Below are 14101 nucleotides of genomic sequence, written 5' to 3'. Positions count from 1 at the left end.
GACGATTTGTTTTAATGGAAGAAAGAAAAATAAAAGCCGTGGCAATTGCCGCGGCTTTGTTGGTTTCAGCGGACATTCATGCTGAAAATGAACAAGTAGATATTCATGCATCGCCTAAGTCAGAAACATCGGATTCTGACATTGCAGCAGTGCCGTTTATGTTTTCCACCGATAGTATGGGGCTTTCTGCTGGTGTTGCTGGCGTTGTAAAAAAAGCAGGGCAACCTCAAGCATCATTATTAGGGGCTGGACTGGTGACAGATAAAGGCACTTGGATGACCTATTTAGGTGCTTACAATTATGCTCTATCACCGGATAACCGTTGGTTATTTGGCGCAGAGTTCTACAGTGGTGATTATAAAGATTTTAATTACTACGTTGGTAAAGCAGCACAGAATAACTCCCGTGCAGACGAAATGATCATTGCCGATGCGCAAGAAGCACTGCATCAATTAAGTGCCCGTTATATATTGCCTATCGGACAAGCTAGGCATGATCCAATCAAAGCAGCACTGTACCCATCACGTAAACTCACTGGTCACACACCTTGGGAAAGTGGCGTTTCATCGATAGATTTTCGTCCTTTTTATCAAGCACGTAAGTTTGCAAATAACACTCAACTTCCTCCTTCTGATTTTGCCGCTAACGATAGTGTCTGGGGCTTAGAAACCCGTTTTGAGTGGAATAACCAAGATCGCAGTGCTAATCCGACACAAGGGAGTAAAACTCAGATTAAGCTGACTTATGCCCCTGATACTTCCGATCAAACAAGCTGGTGGAAGTGGGAGCTTAACCAAAGCTGGTATTGGGATTTAGGTAAATGGGACAACCTATTTGATCAGCAAGTATTTGCATTTAACGTTTATACCGCAGATACACCTAGTTGGAATAACACTGATGCTGAGCATGGTTATCACCGCCCACCTGAATATGCAGGGGTAAAGCTAGGCGGTTTATATCGCTTGCGTAGCTATCAAACTGGACGCTTTGTTGGACGCTCTGCCATTAGCTACAGCGCAGAATATCGAGTGATGCCTGAATGGCAACCTCTAGGTGATTGGCCTGTGTTTAATTGGTACGACGTGCCTTGGTGGCAGTGGGTCGCATTTGCTGATGTAGGGCGAGTGGCTGACAGTTATAACTTATCTGAGCTGCACTCGAGCATGAAATGGAGTGCAGGTGGTGCGGTGCGATTCCAAGTTGAAGGGGTCGTTGTACGTACTGAAATGGCGTGGGGTAATGAAGAAAGTATCTTCAGAGTAATGGTTAACCAACCGTTTTAATGAATAGAAAGCGCAGCTTATTGATGAAGATAAGCTGCGCTTTTGTGTTTTTATTCACCTTGAATAGTGATCACGACACGGCGAGCACCACCATGATCACGGTGCTCACCTAAGTAAATACCTTGCCATGTTCCTAGAGCTAAGCGTCCTTGTGAAATAGGAATAGAAATACTGTTACCAAGCAATGAGCTTTTGATATGCGCTGGCATGTCATCATCACCTTCATAAGTATGTTGGTAATAGGGAGCGCGCTCTGGCACAAAACGGTTAAAGTGTTGCTCCATATCGTAACGAACCGTCGGATCAGCATTTTCGTTTATGCTCAGGCTAGCTGAGGTGTGTTGAATGAAACAATGCACCAATCCTACCGTTAAAGGTCGGATCTCAGTTAAATGTTGCTCTATTTCGTTAGTGATCAGGTGAAAACCACGCTTTTGAGGAGTAAGATTAATTGTTTTTTGATACCACATGGCTATTTACCTATAGGTTTAACCTTTTAGTTTAATTAGTTATTCGCATTATTACATTGATGCGAAATACAGGTATGATGCATTCAAGTTTTCGTGATTGAACGCAATGACGAACAATGCCTTTCGTCGCATTATCACGAGTGATCAAAAAATTATAAAGAAGCCTTTATCATAGGCTAACGAGCATAAATCGGGGATCTTTCGCAGGAACACTATGAGAGCGGAAGATGAACATAACAAAATTAGGATATTTTTATGTTGAAGAACATCAACCCAACGCAAACCCAAGCGTGGCAAGATCTAACCGCACACTTTGAACAAGCTCAAGATTTCCAACTTAGCGACTTATTCGCCAATGATAATGCGCGCTTCTCTAAGTTTTCTGCGCAATTTGGCTCAGATATCCTAGTCGATTACTCGAAAAACCTGATCACTGAAGAAACCCTAACTAAGCTATTTGCGCTTGCTAAAGAGACTGAGCTAGATGCTGCGATTGCTGATATGTTCAGTGGCGCGAAAATTAACCGCACAGAAGATCGCGCAGTACTTCACGTAGCATTGCGTAACCGCAGCAACACGCCAATCATGGTTGATGGTGAAGATGTAATGCCAGCTGTGAATGCGGTACTTGAGAAGATGAAGTCTTTCTCAGAGCGCATCATTAGCGGTGAGTGGAAAGGTTACACAGGTAAAGAAATTACAGATATCGTTAACATCGGTATCGGTGGTTCAGATCTTGGCCCTTACATGGTGTCTGAAGCACTAGGTGCTTACAAAACTCGCCTAAACATGCACTTTGTATCTAACGTTGATGGCACACACATTGCTGAAACGCTAAAAGATCTTAATCCAGAAACAACGCTATTCCTAATCGCATCTAAAACCTTCACAACGCAAGAGACCATGACTAATGCACTATCTGCACGTGATTGGTTCCTAGCAAAAGCTGAAGATAAAGCCCACGTTGCTAAGCACTTTGCTGCGCTTTCAACTAATGGTGAAGCAGTCGCTGAATTTGGTATCGATACTGACAACATGTTCGAGTTCTGGGACTGGGTTGGTGGTCGTTACTCTCTATGGTCAGCAATCGGCCTATCAATTTGTCTAGCTGTAGGTTTTGATAACTTCGTTGCGCTACTAGACGGTGGTCATGCGATGGATAAGCATTTCGCAGAAGCACCACTAGAGCAAAAACTACCTGTGATCCTTGCGCTTATCGGTATTTGGTACAACAACTTCCACGGTGCGGAAACAGAAGCGATCCTACCGTACGACCAATACATGCACCGTTTTGCTGCATACTTCCAGCAAGGTAACATGGAATCAAACGGTAAATATGTTGACCGTGGTGGTAACCCTGTAGATTACCAAACAGGCCCAATCATCTGGGGTGAGCCTGGTACAAACGGTCAGCACGCGTTCTACCAGCTAATTCACCAAGGTACAAAACTGATCCCATGTGATTTCATTGCACCTGCAATTAGCCACAACCCACTGGGCGATCACCATCCAAAACTAATGGCTAACTTCTTCGCACAAACAGAAGCATTAGCATTTGGTAAGAGCCGTGAGCAAGTTGAAGCTGAGTTTATTGCTGCAGGTAAGTCACTAGAAGATGTGAAAGATCTGGTTGAATTTAAAGTGTTTGAAGGTAACCGTCCAACAAACTCAATCTTGGTGAAAGAAATCACGCCTTACACACTAGGTGCGTTGATTGCACTATACGAGCACAAGATCTTCACTCAAGGTGTAATTTGGAACATCTTCAGCTTTGATCAGTGGGGCGTAGAACTTGGTAAGCAGTTAGCAAACCAAATCTTACCTGAGCTAAACAACGCTGAAACTATTGCAAGCCACGACAGCTCAACAAATGGTTTGATCAATGCATTCAAACAATGGCGCTCATAAGCCTAAATTAATGAACTGATAAATAAAAACGCCGCTAATTAGCGGCGTTTTTTTATCATCTTAGCAATGGCTATTACAGTGCAACAACTTCGCTAGCTTGTGGACCTTTCTGACCATCAGTCACGATAAACTCAACACTTTGGCCTTCGCGTAAGGTTCGGCGTCCCTGAGCTTGGATCGCGCTGAAGTGTACAAACACATCTTTACCATCCGCGCCAGAAATGAAACCAAAGCCTTTGTCATCGTTGAACCATTTTACGGTTCCAGTCAGTTTACTCATGTACGTCTTTCCCTTTTAGACAAATAATATGCAGTCATCGCTTATCAATAGGTGACAAGGTGCGTATGACGATATCTAGTCTAGACCGAATTAAAGGTGATGAGTAGTCTTTTATTTAAGAATTAGGGTATTAATAAAGTGCTTAATAAATAAAGACATAGGCAGGATAAGCACAATCAACCAGTCGTTAGTGGATTGTGCAGCAGAGTAATGCAGTGAGAGCGAAAAATCAGTCGAAGCAAATTTCGATATAAGCTTTGCCATATTTAGAATCAAACGGCATTAAAATAATTGCGTTGTCGCACTTATGAGTAATGGTATGCCCTTTGCCAGATACAACCGCTGGCGTTGCCATATCAAAATCATAGCCACTTTCAGCGAGTGTACGTTTAGCGCCACCTGTCACCATATTAGTAATTTCACCCACCATATCGGTGACATCTTCATTGATACCAGCAGGGCGCTCGCCAAGCATGCGTTGCATGATCTCAAGGGCTAATTCCTGTTCAAAGGTGATCGACATAGAGCCTTTGGTTTTTGGACCAATCATGCCAATTAATCCGGAGACATCACCACGGGCAATTTCATCTTTCTTTAATCTTGGCTTTTGCGGTGTCATCGGCATTGATGCCATGGTATTGAGCACATTGATCAGTGAAGCAAGAAAAGGGTTAATAAACTCTGCGCGCATAATAATCTTTAGACTGTTAGTTAAGGTTAAATGACTGGTTTACTTGGTTTGGCACTTCTCACAAACACCATGGCTCTCAACAACGTGATGATTGATCTTAAAGCCAAATTTTTCTGATTTTTGACGAAGTAGTTTTGCGAGTTCATCGTCATGACATTCTTCTACACAACCACATTCATCACAAATTAACAGTTGTGAGCAGTGATCGGCATGGCCGAGAACACAACATGCAATATAGCTGTTGGTAGACTCGACTTTGTGAATAAAGCCCTGTGCTAAGAGAAAATCTAAAGCACGATAAATTGTTGGTGGTTTTGCCTGTGGCTCAGAGATCTTAAGGAGATCGAGTAATTCATAAGCACTAACAGAACTGTGGTGCTCAATGATCAACGCTAACACTTTTAAACGTTGTGGCGTCAGCCTAACACCTCGTTCTTCACAGAGCTGTTGTGCTTTGGCTAATAGTTGGGCTTGATCCGCCATAGAACCTCAAAAAAACAACAATAACGTTCTTATTTTATCACAGCCACCCTGAAACTTACCGTAACTTAGTGATGAAGCTGTAATAAGCAGTAAGATTTCGTGTTGATGATCACGGAACGGGAGAAATAAGAATAACTAAAGGGGAGGTTATTACATTAGTGATTGCGATGACTCGAAATATTCCTTTTAGACTTGTTTTACTTCTGTTCGTCATTTTTTGTCTGTGAGTCATTGAGTGATAAAAATCAACTATTACTCCGTGGTAATAATCTTTTGTGTTTTGGTTGTATTGTGTGTTTTTGGGTAATTGTTAATATAGCGCCATCGAAACGTGAGATGCGTTTATTCATAATTATAAATTAGAAGGTTTACCGATGAACACCATGATCAAAGCAACACTGACAGCCGCTATTATTGCTACTTCTTTTACAGCTTCTGCAAAAGATGGCGCATTTACAGGTAACGTACAATTTGATGCACCACAAAATACAGCGACATCAGCATGCCACTATGCTGTAAATGGTACAGCAGATAAATCACACTCAGGTATTGTGATCACAACAGCGAATACAAAAATGACGTTTGCTGAGAAGCTACTATCAGCAGCGGATAAGTAATTTATCCTCTAAATGTAATAAATTTTTCTTTTAATAAATACTGTTATCCTCATTGTAATAATGACGTAGCATCAATTAGAAAATAATAAAAATAACCTGATGCTGTGCGAAGCTAGCTTTTAAAATCCCCGTTTACGGTAGCGACGTCATAAGATGAGCTAACAATATTCGTGAATGCATACATTATTTATTGGAGATCTAACATGACATGTTTTATGAACAAGTTCGTTGCGTTATATAAGCCAGTATTTGCTGACATGTATAAAAGCGAGAATATGACAAAATAACAGCAACATGCTTTTAAATAGAAACTGTAAGTGAAGGGCTTTGGACTACGTTCAAGGCCCTTTTCGTTTTAGGGGCGTTATTCGATAGTGTTTCGTATATGGGTTCCCCTTTGGCTCTACGGCGTTTTAGGGTAGAATCCGCTTTCTTCAGAATACGCCTTACATTGTGTCCTATATTATTGAGCGATCTTATCGTGAAGTAGATACGTAAATAGGGGGTAAGGTTCTGAACTTAATACGTAAACCAATCCAAACAGGGTATAAAAATGACAAATGTTGTAGACGAGACAATGAAAAATAACTTGTCAACTCAAAGTGTTACAGGCGATTTTCCAATGCAGCGTTTTTCTGTCGCACCGATGCTGGATTGGACCGACCGCCACTGTCGTTACTTCCACCGTATTATGAGTAAAGAAGCATTGTTGTACACCGAAATGGTAACAACAGGTGCAATTATTCATGGTAAAGGTGATTTTCTTGCTTATAACGAGGAAGAGCACCCAGTCGCGCTGCAACTAGGTGGTTCAAACCCAATTGATTTGGCGCGTTGTGCAAAACTAGCGCAAGAGCGTGGCTATGATGAAATTAACCTAAATGTAGGTTGTCCGTCAGATCGTGTTCAAAACGGTATGTTTGGTGCATGTTTAATGGGTGAAGCTGAACTAGTGGCGCAGTGTGTCACAGCAATGCGTGATGTGGTTGATATTCCTGTTACTGTGAAAACCCGTATTGGTATTGATGATCAAGATTCTTACGAGTTCTTGAAAGACTTTATCCATGTTGTGTCAGAAAAAGGTGGCTGTGATAACTTTACTATCCACGCGCGTAAAGCATGGTTAAGTGGTTTAAGCCCTAAAGAAAACCGTGAAATTCCGCCACTGGATTACCCTCGTGTTTACCAACTAAAGCAAGATTTTGCTCATTTAACCATGGCTATCAATGGTGGCATTAAAACCTTTGAAGAAATGGAAGAGCATCTAAAACATATGGATGGTGTGATGGTAGGTCGTGAAGCGTACCAAAGCCCATACTTAATGGCTGAAGTAGATCAACGTTTATTCGGTAGCGATCGCCCTGTGATGAAACGTCGTGAAGTGGTTGAAGCGATGTACCCATACATTGAAAAGCAATTGGCGAACGGCTCGTATCTAGGTCATATCACGCGCCATATGCTGGGTTTATTCCAAAACATGCCGGGTGCACGTCAATGGCGTCGCCACATCAGTGAGAATGCACACAAACCGGGAGCGGGTATTGAAGTGGTACAACAAGCTCTTGATAAAATCCCAGCGCATTTAGATGTGTAACTCGTTGGTGAAAATCACTATTAATGAGTGAGTTTTACTAAGTTATAAGTAGAAGGCTGATCCATTTGGGTTAGCCTTTTTTATATCTTAATGAAAATAAAGGGATTAATTCTAGCTCTTGGTTGGCGTGGTTTGTGCAATATACATTGGTAACAAAGGTTAATCGTGTTCTCTGTTACTTGTTTTTGTCGCTCTAAATGAGTCATGTAAAAGTAATGAGGGTGAAATTAAGGATAAGGGGTAAGTGATGTTTGAGTTTCTATTTTTACTAACTTTCGCATTCGTGTTGGTTTTTACTGGTGTCAGCATTATAGGCATGATGATCGCAGTGGCTGCCGGATTTGCCATTATGGCAGTGGTCGGCATGTTGGGATTAGTGATTAAATTATTACCTTGGATTTTGCTGATTGCGGTGGTGATTTGGTTAGTACGAGATAATAAAGAAGTACAAAATTACAAAGAACGTTTGTCTCGTAGTCGTCGTTACTGATTGCACTAATGTTATTATCGATATGATATTTTGATGAAAACACTACCGATAAAATAATAAATAGTTGTTTTTGATATCTTCAGCTCAAAAAGATGATCAAAATAGATAAGAGCAGTGTTTTTTTACTGTTTCTGGTATAGTTTCGCCGTTTTAAAAATTATTAATGATGAAGAGCGGAGACTCGGCATGAAAAAAGTAATGCTTTCAGTTGCAGCAGCAGTAGCATTAGCGTCAGCTGTACCAGCACAAGCAGATACCCTTCTAGGCGTTAAAGTGGGTGCTGATGCATGGTTTGCCAACGCTAAAGTTGATGGCAACAAAAGTGATGACACATCTGGTTCTTACTACGCATCAATTGAACATTTTATCCCACTAGTACCTAACTTTATGGTTCGTTACAACAATATCGACACGGGTAATGTTGCATTTGAACAAAGTGATTTAACGGCGTACTACGAAATTTTGGATAACGATCTTGTTGCGTTAGATCTTGGTGTAACAGTTTCTAAATTTGGTAGCGTGAAGCTAAACAATGATGATCGTTTCAGTGATTGGCAGCCAACATTGTACGGTAATGCAGAGATCGGTATTCCAGCAACGCCACTAACGGTATTTGCTCAAGCAAACGCAGGTAACTTTGACGGCACACGCCTATTTGACGGCCAAGCGGGTGTAAAATACACCATTGGTTTAGTGGCTGCAGATCTAAACATCCGTGGTGGTTACCGCATGATGGATTACGATTTTGATAAAGCGAAAAATACTGGCGACGTTGATTTAGATGGCTGGTTCGCAGGTGTTGAAGTCGACTTCTAAGTTTTCTTAAGCTAACGAATGAATAAAAACCACGACACTGTCGTGGTTTTTTTATTGGCTGTTTTTAGGATTTTGTACCATTTTTAAATGTGAGCAATCGATCTTTTAGACTGAGCCAAGATAAGTGGCAGCAGGATAGGGAGTAAGGTTATGACGCTAACTGAGCTAAAGCACCTTTATGCTACCCAAGAGTTAGTTGAAGCCGTGGTAGAGCCCTCCATTGGTGATGGTTACATTGTTGAATTTCGTCATCGTCGTGGGGGATTAGTGCCATTAACAGACGGAGCAGGAAGTGAACGCTGTTACAGTGATATTGATAGTGCAACACAACAAGCATTCGAGGTTGGATTTCATCAAGTTAGGATCGCTGACGAGTATTAAAATAAGTAAAAATACCTACCCAATAAAAGCGAGATAATAGCTGTTATCTCGCTTTTGTTTTTTTATTAACCTTTAAAAAGGTTATAAAACATTCTTATCTATTCTTTCTTGTTATTTAATGAAATGGCTAATCTAACAGTACGCAATGAATAGGGATCGTCGTGTCATGTTAGTGAAGGAATTATCGGCTTTAGCCAGTCCACTCAATGATCAACAAATGGATCAACTGAAACAAGCTGCGGCAGCATCGTCGCCACAACAGCTTGCGTGGATCAGTGGCTACTTTTGGGGATTAAGCCAAACCCAACCGCAAACGGCTGCAGATCCTGCAGCACAAAATAATGTACTGGCTGCAGCAAAACCAGCCGGTAAACTCACCATCATTTATGCCTCGCAAACAGGTAATGCTAAGGGCGTAGCTGAAGCATTAAAAGAAGAAGCAGAAGCGGCTGATATCGCAGTGCAACTTTTCTCTGCGGGCGATTATAAAGGTAAAAACTTAGCGAAAGAAACGCATGTCATCATCGTGGCCTCTACCCACGGTGAAGGTGAAGCACCTGATGATGCGATTGAATTACATGAGTTTTTACAATCGAAAAAAGCACCTAAATTACCAGAGCTGAAATACGCGGTCATTGGTTTAGGTGACTCAAGCTACGAGTTCTTCTGTCAAACAGCAAAAGACTTTGATAGCTACCTTGGCAAACTTGGCGCGCAGCCAATGCTTGAGCGTCTCGATTGTGACGTTGATTATGAAGCGTCTGCTGCTGAGTGGCGTCAAAAAGCGTTAGCAAAAACCAAAGAAACCTTATCAACTGGTGAAGCTGAAGTGGTTCAGTTGCCTGTGGGGCAAAAGCCAGCGGCAGTCTCTTCTTATAATAAACAAAATCCATTTACTGCCAGCTTATCGGTAAGCCAAAAGATCACTGGACGTAACTCAGGTAAAGATGTTCGTCACATTGAAATTGATTTAGAAGAATCAGGTCTTACTTATCAGCCGGGTGATGCATTAGGCGTGTGGTATGACAATGATCCACAACTGGTTGATGCAATTATCGCAAAGCTCGGTTTAGATACTGATAGTACGCTAGAGGTTGATGGCGCATCTATCAGCCTGCGTGAAGCACTTATCAGCAAATACGAAATTACCGCTTCTAACCCACAGTTTGTGACTAAATACGCCGAGCTTTCAGGCAGTAAAAAGCTAGAAAAGTTGGTGGCTGATCGTGAAAAACTGCGCGAGTACTCTGCGAAAACACAAATCATTGATGTTTTAGGTGAGAAGAAAACAGCTTTAACCGTAGAGCAACTAACAGGCTTACTCCGTCGTCTAACTCCACGTTTATATTCTATCGCTTCAAGCCAAGAAGAAGTGGGTGAAGAAGTACACCTAACAGTTGGTGTAGTTGAATATGCGCAAGGTGAAGAACAACGCCAAGGCGGTGCATCAAGCTTCTTAGCCCAGCGTTTAGAAGAAGGCGGTGAAGTAAAAGTCTTTGTTGAAACCAACAATAACTTCAAGCTGCCGGTTGATGATAATACCCCAGTGATCATGATTGGTCCGGGTACCGGTATTGCGCCATTCCGTGCTTTTGTTCAAGAGCGTGATAATCGTGAAGCACAGGGTAAGAACTGGTTATTCTTTGGCGACCGCACTTTCACTGAAGATTTCTTATATCAAGTTGAATGGCAGAAATACTTAAAAGATGGCGTGGTGACGCAAATTGATGTGGCATTTAGCCGTGATCAAGCTGAGAAAGTCTATGTTCAACACCGCATTTTAGAGCAAGCTGCACAAGTGTGGCAGTGGCTACAAGATGGCGCACATGTCTATGTGTGTGGTGATGCTAACCAAATGGCAAAAGATGTTCATCAAGCGCTGATCACAGTGATTGAGCAACAAGGCAATAAAACGCGCGAGCAGGCTGAGCAGTATCTAAATGATCTGCGTAAGGATAAGCGCTATCAAAGGGATGTGTACTAATGACTGATCAAAAATTATCAGATAACGAACGTCTAAAGCGCGAGAGTAATTTTCTTCGCGGGACTATTGAGCAGGATCTGGGCGATCGTATGACCGGTGGTTTTACGGCTGATAACTTCCAGTTGATCCGTTTCCACGGTATGTACCAGCAAGATGACCGTGATATCCGTGCCGAGCGTGCTAAACAAAAATTAGAGCCACTGCATAATGTGATGTTACGTGCACGTATGCCGGGCGGTATTATCACGCCTAAGCAGTGGTTAGCGATTGATAAGTTTGCTGATGAGCACACTTCTTACGGCAGTATCCGTTTAACTACTCGTCAAACTTTTCAGTTTCATGGGGTGTTAAAGCCGAATATTAAATTGATGCACCAAACGCTAAACAGTATTGGGATTGATTCCATTGCTACAGCGGGTGATGTTAACCGCAACGTGCTATGTACGACTAACCCTGTAGAATCTGAACTGCACCAAGAAGCTTACGAGTGGGCGAAAAAGATCAGTGAACATCTACTGCCAAAAACACGAGCTTATGCAGAAATCTGGTTAGATGGTGAAAAGCTAGAAACAACCGATGAAGAGCCTATTTTAGGCAGCACTTACCTGCCGCGTAAGTTTAAAACCACGGTAGTGATCCCGCCGCAGAATGATGTTGATGTCCATGCTAACGATCTTAACTTTGTGGCGATTGCCGATAACGGCAAGTTAGTGGGTTTTAACGTGTTAGTTGGTGGTGGTTTGGCGATGACTCACGGTGATCACTCAACCTATCCTCGTCGTGCCGATGACTTTGGTTTTATTCCATTAGAGAAAACATTAGATGTAGCAGCGGCTGTTGTCACTACTCAGCGTGATTGGGGTAACCGTTCAAACCGTAAGAATGCAAAAACCAAGTACACCTTAGATCGTGTTGGCAGTGATGTATTTAAAGCGGAAGTTGAAAAACGTGCGGGTGTGAAGTTTGAAGACAGTCGCCCATATGAGTTCACGGATCGTGGTGATCGCATTGGTTGGGTTGAAGGTATCGACGGTAAGCATCACCTAGCACTATTTATTGAAAACGGTCGTTTACTTGATTACCCAAATAAGCCTTTAAAAACCGGTGTTGCTGAAATTGCTAAAGTGCATAAAGGCGATTTTCGTATGACGGCTAACCAAAACTTAATTGTTGCGGGTGTGTTAGCGAAAGACAAAAAGAAGATCGAAAAGATCGCACGTGATCATGGTTTGATTGATGACGGTGTCAGTGAGCAGCGTAAAAACTCCATGGCGTGTGTATCACTTCCAACTTGTCCGTTAGCAATGGCAGAAGCAGAGCGTTTCTTACCTGAGTTTGTAACCGATGTTGAAGGCATTTTGGAAAAACACGGTTTAGAGAAAGATGAAAACATCATTTTGCGTGTGACTGGCTGTCCGAATGGTTGTGGTCGAGCGATGTTGGCGGAAATTGGTCTCGTTGGTAAAGCGCCAGGGCGTTATAACCTGCACTTAGGCGGTAACCGTAATGGTACTCGTGTACCTAAGATGTACCGTGAAAATATTACCGTAGCACAAATCATGGATGAAATTGACGGGTTAGTCAGTCGTTGGTCGACAGAGCGTCAAGAAGGCGAAGATTTTGGTGATTTCACTATTCGTGCTGGCATCATTGAAGAAGTAAAAGTATCGAAGAGGGATTTCTATGGCTAAATTTCAACTGGCTGAGTTACTTGAGCTGCCTAAAGTGAGTCAAATTATTCAGCTGGCTGAAATTAATGCCGCGCTGGAGGAGATGACGGCAGAGCAGCGAGTGAGCTGGGCACTAGAAAACCTTGAAGGTGAGTTTGCGTTAGCATCAAGCTTTGGTATCCAATCGGCTGTTATGCTGCATTTGGTGACCAATATAAAACAAGATATTCCGGTGGTATTAACCGATACAGGTTATTTATTCCCAGAAACCTATCAGTTCATTGATAGCTTAACCAAGCAGTTAGATCTCAACCTGCATGTTTACAGCGCCAAACAAAGTGCGGCATGGCAGGAAGCACGTTACGGTCAATTATGGCTGCAAGGTGTGGATGGCATTAAGCAATATAACCGACTTAATAAAGTTGAGCCGATGCACCGTGCGTTAGATGAGCTTCAAGTAAAAACGTGGTTCTCAGGGCTGCGCCGTGAACAATCAAGCTCTCGTGCCACACTGCCTGTACTTGCTATCCAAAATGGTCGTTTTAAGTTCCTGCCATTAATTGATTGGAGTAATGAGCAAATCGATCAGTACCTTAAACAGTACGCTTTGCCTTACCACCCATTAAAAGCGCAGGGATACTTATCGGTTGGTGATGTGCATACCACCGAGAAATGGCAGCCGGGGATGAAAGAAGAAGAGACACGTTTCTTTGGTCTTAAGCGCGAATGTGGTTTGCATGAAGACAACGATACTGAATCTGATGGTTCTGGTATCTGATCCCTCCTATTCATTGCGATAAAATAAAAGGGCGAGAATATCTCGCCCTTTTGCTTTTTTAAATAAAGCCAGTTGTTATTTCGCAGTCACAGGGGCTGATGATGTTACTGGACCCCAAATATTATTCAATGCGCCAACAAGTTCATGGCTTGCACCACGCTCGCTTAAGAATTGAGTCACGATAGGTGCGAATTGATTAACCATGCCAGGATTCATACCCAGTAGTGAGAACACTTTATCGATGTTCTCTTTAGTACCAAGTAACTGACCTAAACCTAGCGGTAATGATTCAGTTAGCTTTTCTGCACCAGGAATTAATTTGGTTAGCTCTTGGCTTTGTGGGCCAGTTAGCTCACTGGCTGCCATGCTTAATAGTGCGCCTGCACCGCCCGCAGCTTGCTCTGGTTTAACACCAAGACCCGTTACTAATGCTTGAGTTAATGGGTTTTCAGCAATTTGGGTAGCGACTTGATCGGATTTCTCTCCCCCTAGCGCATTCGATAGATCGGTAAGGCTGAATGCGTGGCTCATCGCGCTAGTTGATAATAAAGCGCTAGCGATGACAGTTGTTAAGATACGACGTTTTTCCATGGGGTACTCCTTCATTGAGCTATCACTATCCTAGTGTAGTTATAATTTTAGTAATGATTGCCTAT

The 14101-nt window shown here is 42.4% G+C and carries 15 protein-coding genes; 10 read left to right on the top strand and 5 right to left on the bottom strand.

What is annotated here, in order from left to right; genetic code table 11:
• Positions 1 to 14: 14 nt before the first annotated feature.
• Positions 15 to 1283 (top strand): BamA/TamA family outer membrane protein, encoded by a 1269-nt coding sequence (locus Q7657_RS07285; protein WP_107167400.1) that lies wholly within the window; start codon positions 15 to 17, stop codon positions 1281 to 1283.
• Between the two features lie 50 nt (positions 1284 to 1333).
• Here Q7657_RS07285 and Q7657_RS07280 read toward each other — a convergent pair whose 3' ends face one another.
• Complete coding sequence (locus tag Q7657_RS07280; RefSeq protein WP_107167399.1) at positions 1334 to 1753, bottom strand: secondary thiamine-phosphate synthase enzyme YjbQ; 420 nt, start codon at positions 1751 to 1753, stop codon at positions 1334 to 1336.
• A gap of 255 nt (positions 1754 to 2008) precedes the next feature.
• On the opposite strand from Q7657_RS07280, the gene pgi reads away from it, so the two are divergent.
• Positions 2009 to 3661, top strand: a complete 1653-nt coding sequence (pgi, locus tag Q7657_RS07275; protein WP_107167398.1) for a glucose-6-phosphate isomerase — start codon at positions 2009 to 2011, stop codon at positions 3659 to 3661.
• A gap of 73 nt (positions 3662 to 3734) precedes the next feature.
• On the opposite strand, the gene Q7657_RS07270 is transcribed toward pgi, so the two are convergent.
• From Q7657_RS07270 to zur, 3 genes are all read right to left on the bottom strand, one after another.
• Positions 3735 to 3941 carry a cold-shock protein gene (locus tag Q7657_RS07270; protein WP_008986108.1) on the bottom strand — a complete coding sequence of 69 codons (207 nt, stop codon included), beginning with the start codon at positions 3939 to 3941 and terminating at the stop codon, positions 3735 to 3737.
• Positions 3942 to 4170: 229 nt separating this feature from the next.
• Positions 4171 to 4632 carry a chemotaxis protein CheX gene (locus tag Q7657_RS07265; RefSeq protein WP_053986422.1) on the bottom strand — a complete coding sequence of 154 codons (462 nt, stop codon included), beginning with the start codon at positions 4630 to 4632 and terminating at the stop codon, positions 4171 to 4173.
• Between the two features lie 39 nt (positions 4633 to 4671).
• Positions 4672 to 5115 (bottom strand): zinc uptake transcriptional repressor Zur, encoded by a 444-nt coding sequence (gene zur, locus Q7657_RS07260; RefSeq protein ID WP_008986110.1) that lies wholly within the window; start codon positions 5113 to 5115, stop codon positions 4672 to 4674.
• A gap of 374 nt (positions 5116 to 5489) precedes the next feature.
• On the opposite strand from zur, the gene Q7657_RS07255 reads away from it, so the two are divergent.
• The 8 genes from Q7657_RS07255 (at position 5490) to Q7657_RS07220 (ending at position 13445) form a co-directional block, all read left to right on the top strand.
• Complete coding sequence (locus Q7657_RS07255) at positions 5490 to 5732, top strand: hypothetical protein (RefSeq protein ID WP_008986111.1); 243 nt, start codon at positions 5490 to 5492, stop codon at positions 5730 to 5732.
• A gap of 577 nt (positions 5733 to 6309) precedes the next feature.
• A complete protein-coding gene (gene dusA, locus Q7657_RS07250) occupies positions 6310 to 7326 on the top strand; it encodes a tRNA dihydrouridine(20/20a) synthase DusA (RefSeq protein ID WP_053986440.1) in 1017 nt (338 codons plus the stop codon).
• Between the two features lie 247 nt (positions 7327 to 7573).
• Positions 7574 to 7816 (top strand): envelope stress response protein PspG, encoded by a 243-nt coding sequence (gene pspG, locus Q7657_RS07245; protein WP_053986419.1) that lies wholly within the window; start codon positions 7574 to 7576, stop codon positions 7814 to 7816.
• 186 nt (positions 7817 to 8002) lie between these two features.
• Positions 8003 to 8632 (top strand): TIGR04219 family outer membrane beta-barrel protein, encoded by a 630-nt coding sequence (locus Q7657_RS07240; protein ID WP_023932176.1) that lies wholly within the window; start codon positions 8003 to 8005, stop codon positions 8630 to 8632.
• A 150-nt stretch (positions 8633 to 8782) separates the two neighbouring features.
• On the top strand, positions 8783 to 9013 hold the full coding sequence (locus tag Q7657_RS07235; RefSeq protein ID WP_008986115.1) for a hypothetical protein: 231 nt from the start codon (positions 8783 to 8785) through the stop codon (positions 9011 to 9013).
• 166 nt (positions 9014 to 9179) lie between these two features.
• On the top strand, positions 9180 to 10997 hold the full coding sequence (locus Q7657_RS07230) for an assimilatory sulfite reductase (NADPH) flavoprotein subunit (protein WP_107167396.1): 1818 nt from the start codon (positions 9180 to 9182) through the stop codon (positions 10995 to 10997).
• Positions 10997 to 12688, top strand: a complete 1692-nt coding sequence (gene cysI / locus Q7657_RS07225) for an assimilatory sulfite reductase (NADPH) hemoprotein subunit (protein WP_053986417.1) — start codon at positions 10997 to 10999, stop codon at positions 12686 to 12688. Before Q7657_RS07230 ends, cysI begins: the two co-directional genes overlap by 1 nt.
• Positions 12681 to 13445, top strand: a complete 765-nt coding sequence (locus tag Q7657_RS07220) for a phosphoadenylyl-sulfate reductase (protein ID WP_107167395.1) — start codon at positions 12681 to 12683, stop codon at positions 13443 to 13445. Before cysI ends, Q7657_RS07220 begins: the two co-directional genes overlap by 8 nt.
• Positions 13446 to 13520: 75 nt before the next feature.
• Here the strand turns inward: Q7657_RS07220 and Q7657_RS07215 are convergent, their stop codons facing one another.
• Positions 13521 to 14036: a DUF2780 domain-containing protein gene (locus tag Q7657_RS07215; protein ID WP_107167394.1), complete on the bottom strand. Its 516-nt coding sequence runs from the start codon at positions 14034 to 14036 to the stop codon at positions 13521 to 13523.
• Positions 14037 to 14101 lie beyond the last annotated feature (65 nt).

Source organism: Candidatus Photobacterium acropomis (assembly GCF_030685555.1).
GTDB lineage: Bacteria > Pseudomonadota > Gammaproteobacteria > Enterobacterales > Vibrionaceae > Photobacterium > Photobacterium lucens.
Note: the sequence above shows the minus strand (reverse complement) of the source record. Positions and strands in the feature narration are given on the sequence as shown.

Excerpts from the sequence above, each read along its gene's own strand:
- Q7657_RS07285 (WP_107167400.1), top strand. The coding sequence starts at position 15 with ATGGAAGAAAGAAAAATAAAAGCCGTGGCAATTGCCGCGGCTTTGTTG.
- Q7657_RS07280 (WP_107167399.1), bottom strand. The coding sequence starts at position 1,753 with ATGTGGTATCAAAAAACAATTAATCTTACTCCTCAAAAGCGTGGTTTT.
- pgi (WP_107167398.1), top strand. The coding sequence starts at position 2,009 with ATGTTGAAGAACATCAACCCAACGCAAACCCAAGCGTGGCAAGATCTA.
- Q7657_RS07270 (WP_008986108.1), bottom strand. The coding sequence starts at position 3,941 with ATGAGTAAACTGACTGGAACCGTAAAATGGTTCAACGATGACAAAGGC.
- Q7657_RS07265 (WP_053986422.1), bottom strand. The coding sequence starts at position 4,632 with ATGCGCGCAGAGTTTATTAACCCTTTTCTTGCTTCACTGATCAATGTG.
- zur (WP_008986110.1), bottom strand. The coding sequence starts at position 5,115 with ATGGCGGATCAAGCCCAACTATTAGCCAAAGCACAACAGCTCTGTGAA.
- Q7657_RS07255 (WP_008986111.1), top strand. The coding sequence starts at position 5,490 with ATGAACACCATGATCAAAGCAACACTGACAGCCGCTATTATTGCTACT.
- dusA (WP_053986440.1), top strand. The coding sequence starts at position 6,310 with ATGAAAAATAACTTGTCAACTCAAAGTGTTACAGGCGATTTTCCAATG.
- pspG (WP_053986419.1), top strand. The coding sequence starts at position 7,574 with ATGTTTGAGTTTCTATTTTTACTAACTTTCGCATTCGTGTTGGTTTTT.
- Q7657_RS07240 (WP_023932176.1), top strand. The coding sequence starts at position 8,003 with ATGAAAAAAGTAATGCTTTCAGTTGCAGCAGCAGTAGCATTAGCGTCA.
- Q7657_RS07235 (WP_008986115.1), top strand. The coding sequence starts at position 8,783 with ATGACGCTAACTGAGCTAAAGCACCTTTATGCTACCCAAGAGTTAGTT.
- Q7657_RS07230 (WP_107167396.1), top strand. The coding sequence starts at position 9,180 with ATGTTAGTGAAGGAATTATCGGCTTTAGCCAGTCCACTCAATGATCAA.
- cysI (WP_053986417.1), top strand. The coding sequence starts at position 10,997 with ATGACTGATCAAAAATTATCAGATAACGAACGTCTAAAGCGCGAGAGT.
- Q7657_RS07220 (WP_107167395.1), top strand. The coding sequence starts at position 12,681 with ATGGCTAAATTTCAACTGGCTGAGTTACTTGAGCTGCCTAAAGTGAGT.
- Q7657_RS07215 (WP_107167394.1), bottom strand. The coding sequence starts at position 14,036 with ATGGAAAAACGTCGTATCTTAACAACTGTCATCGCTAGCGCTTTATTA.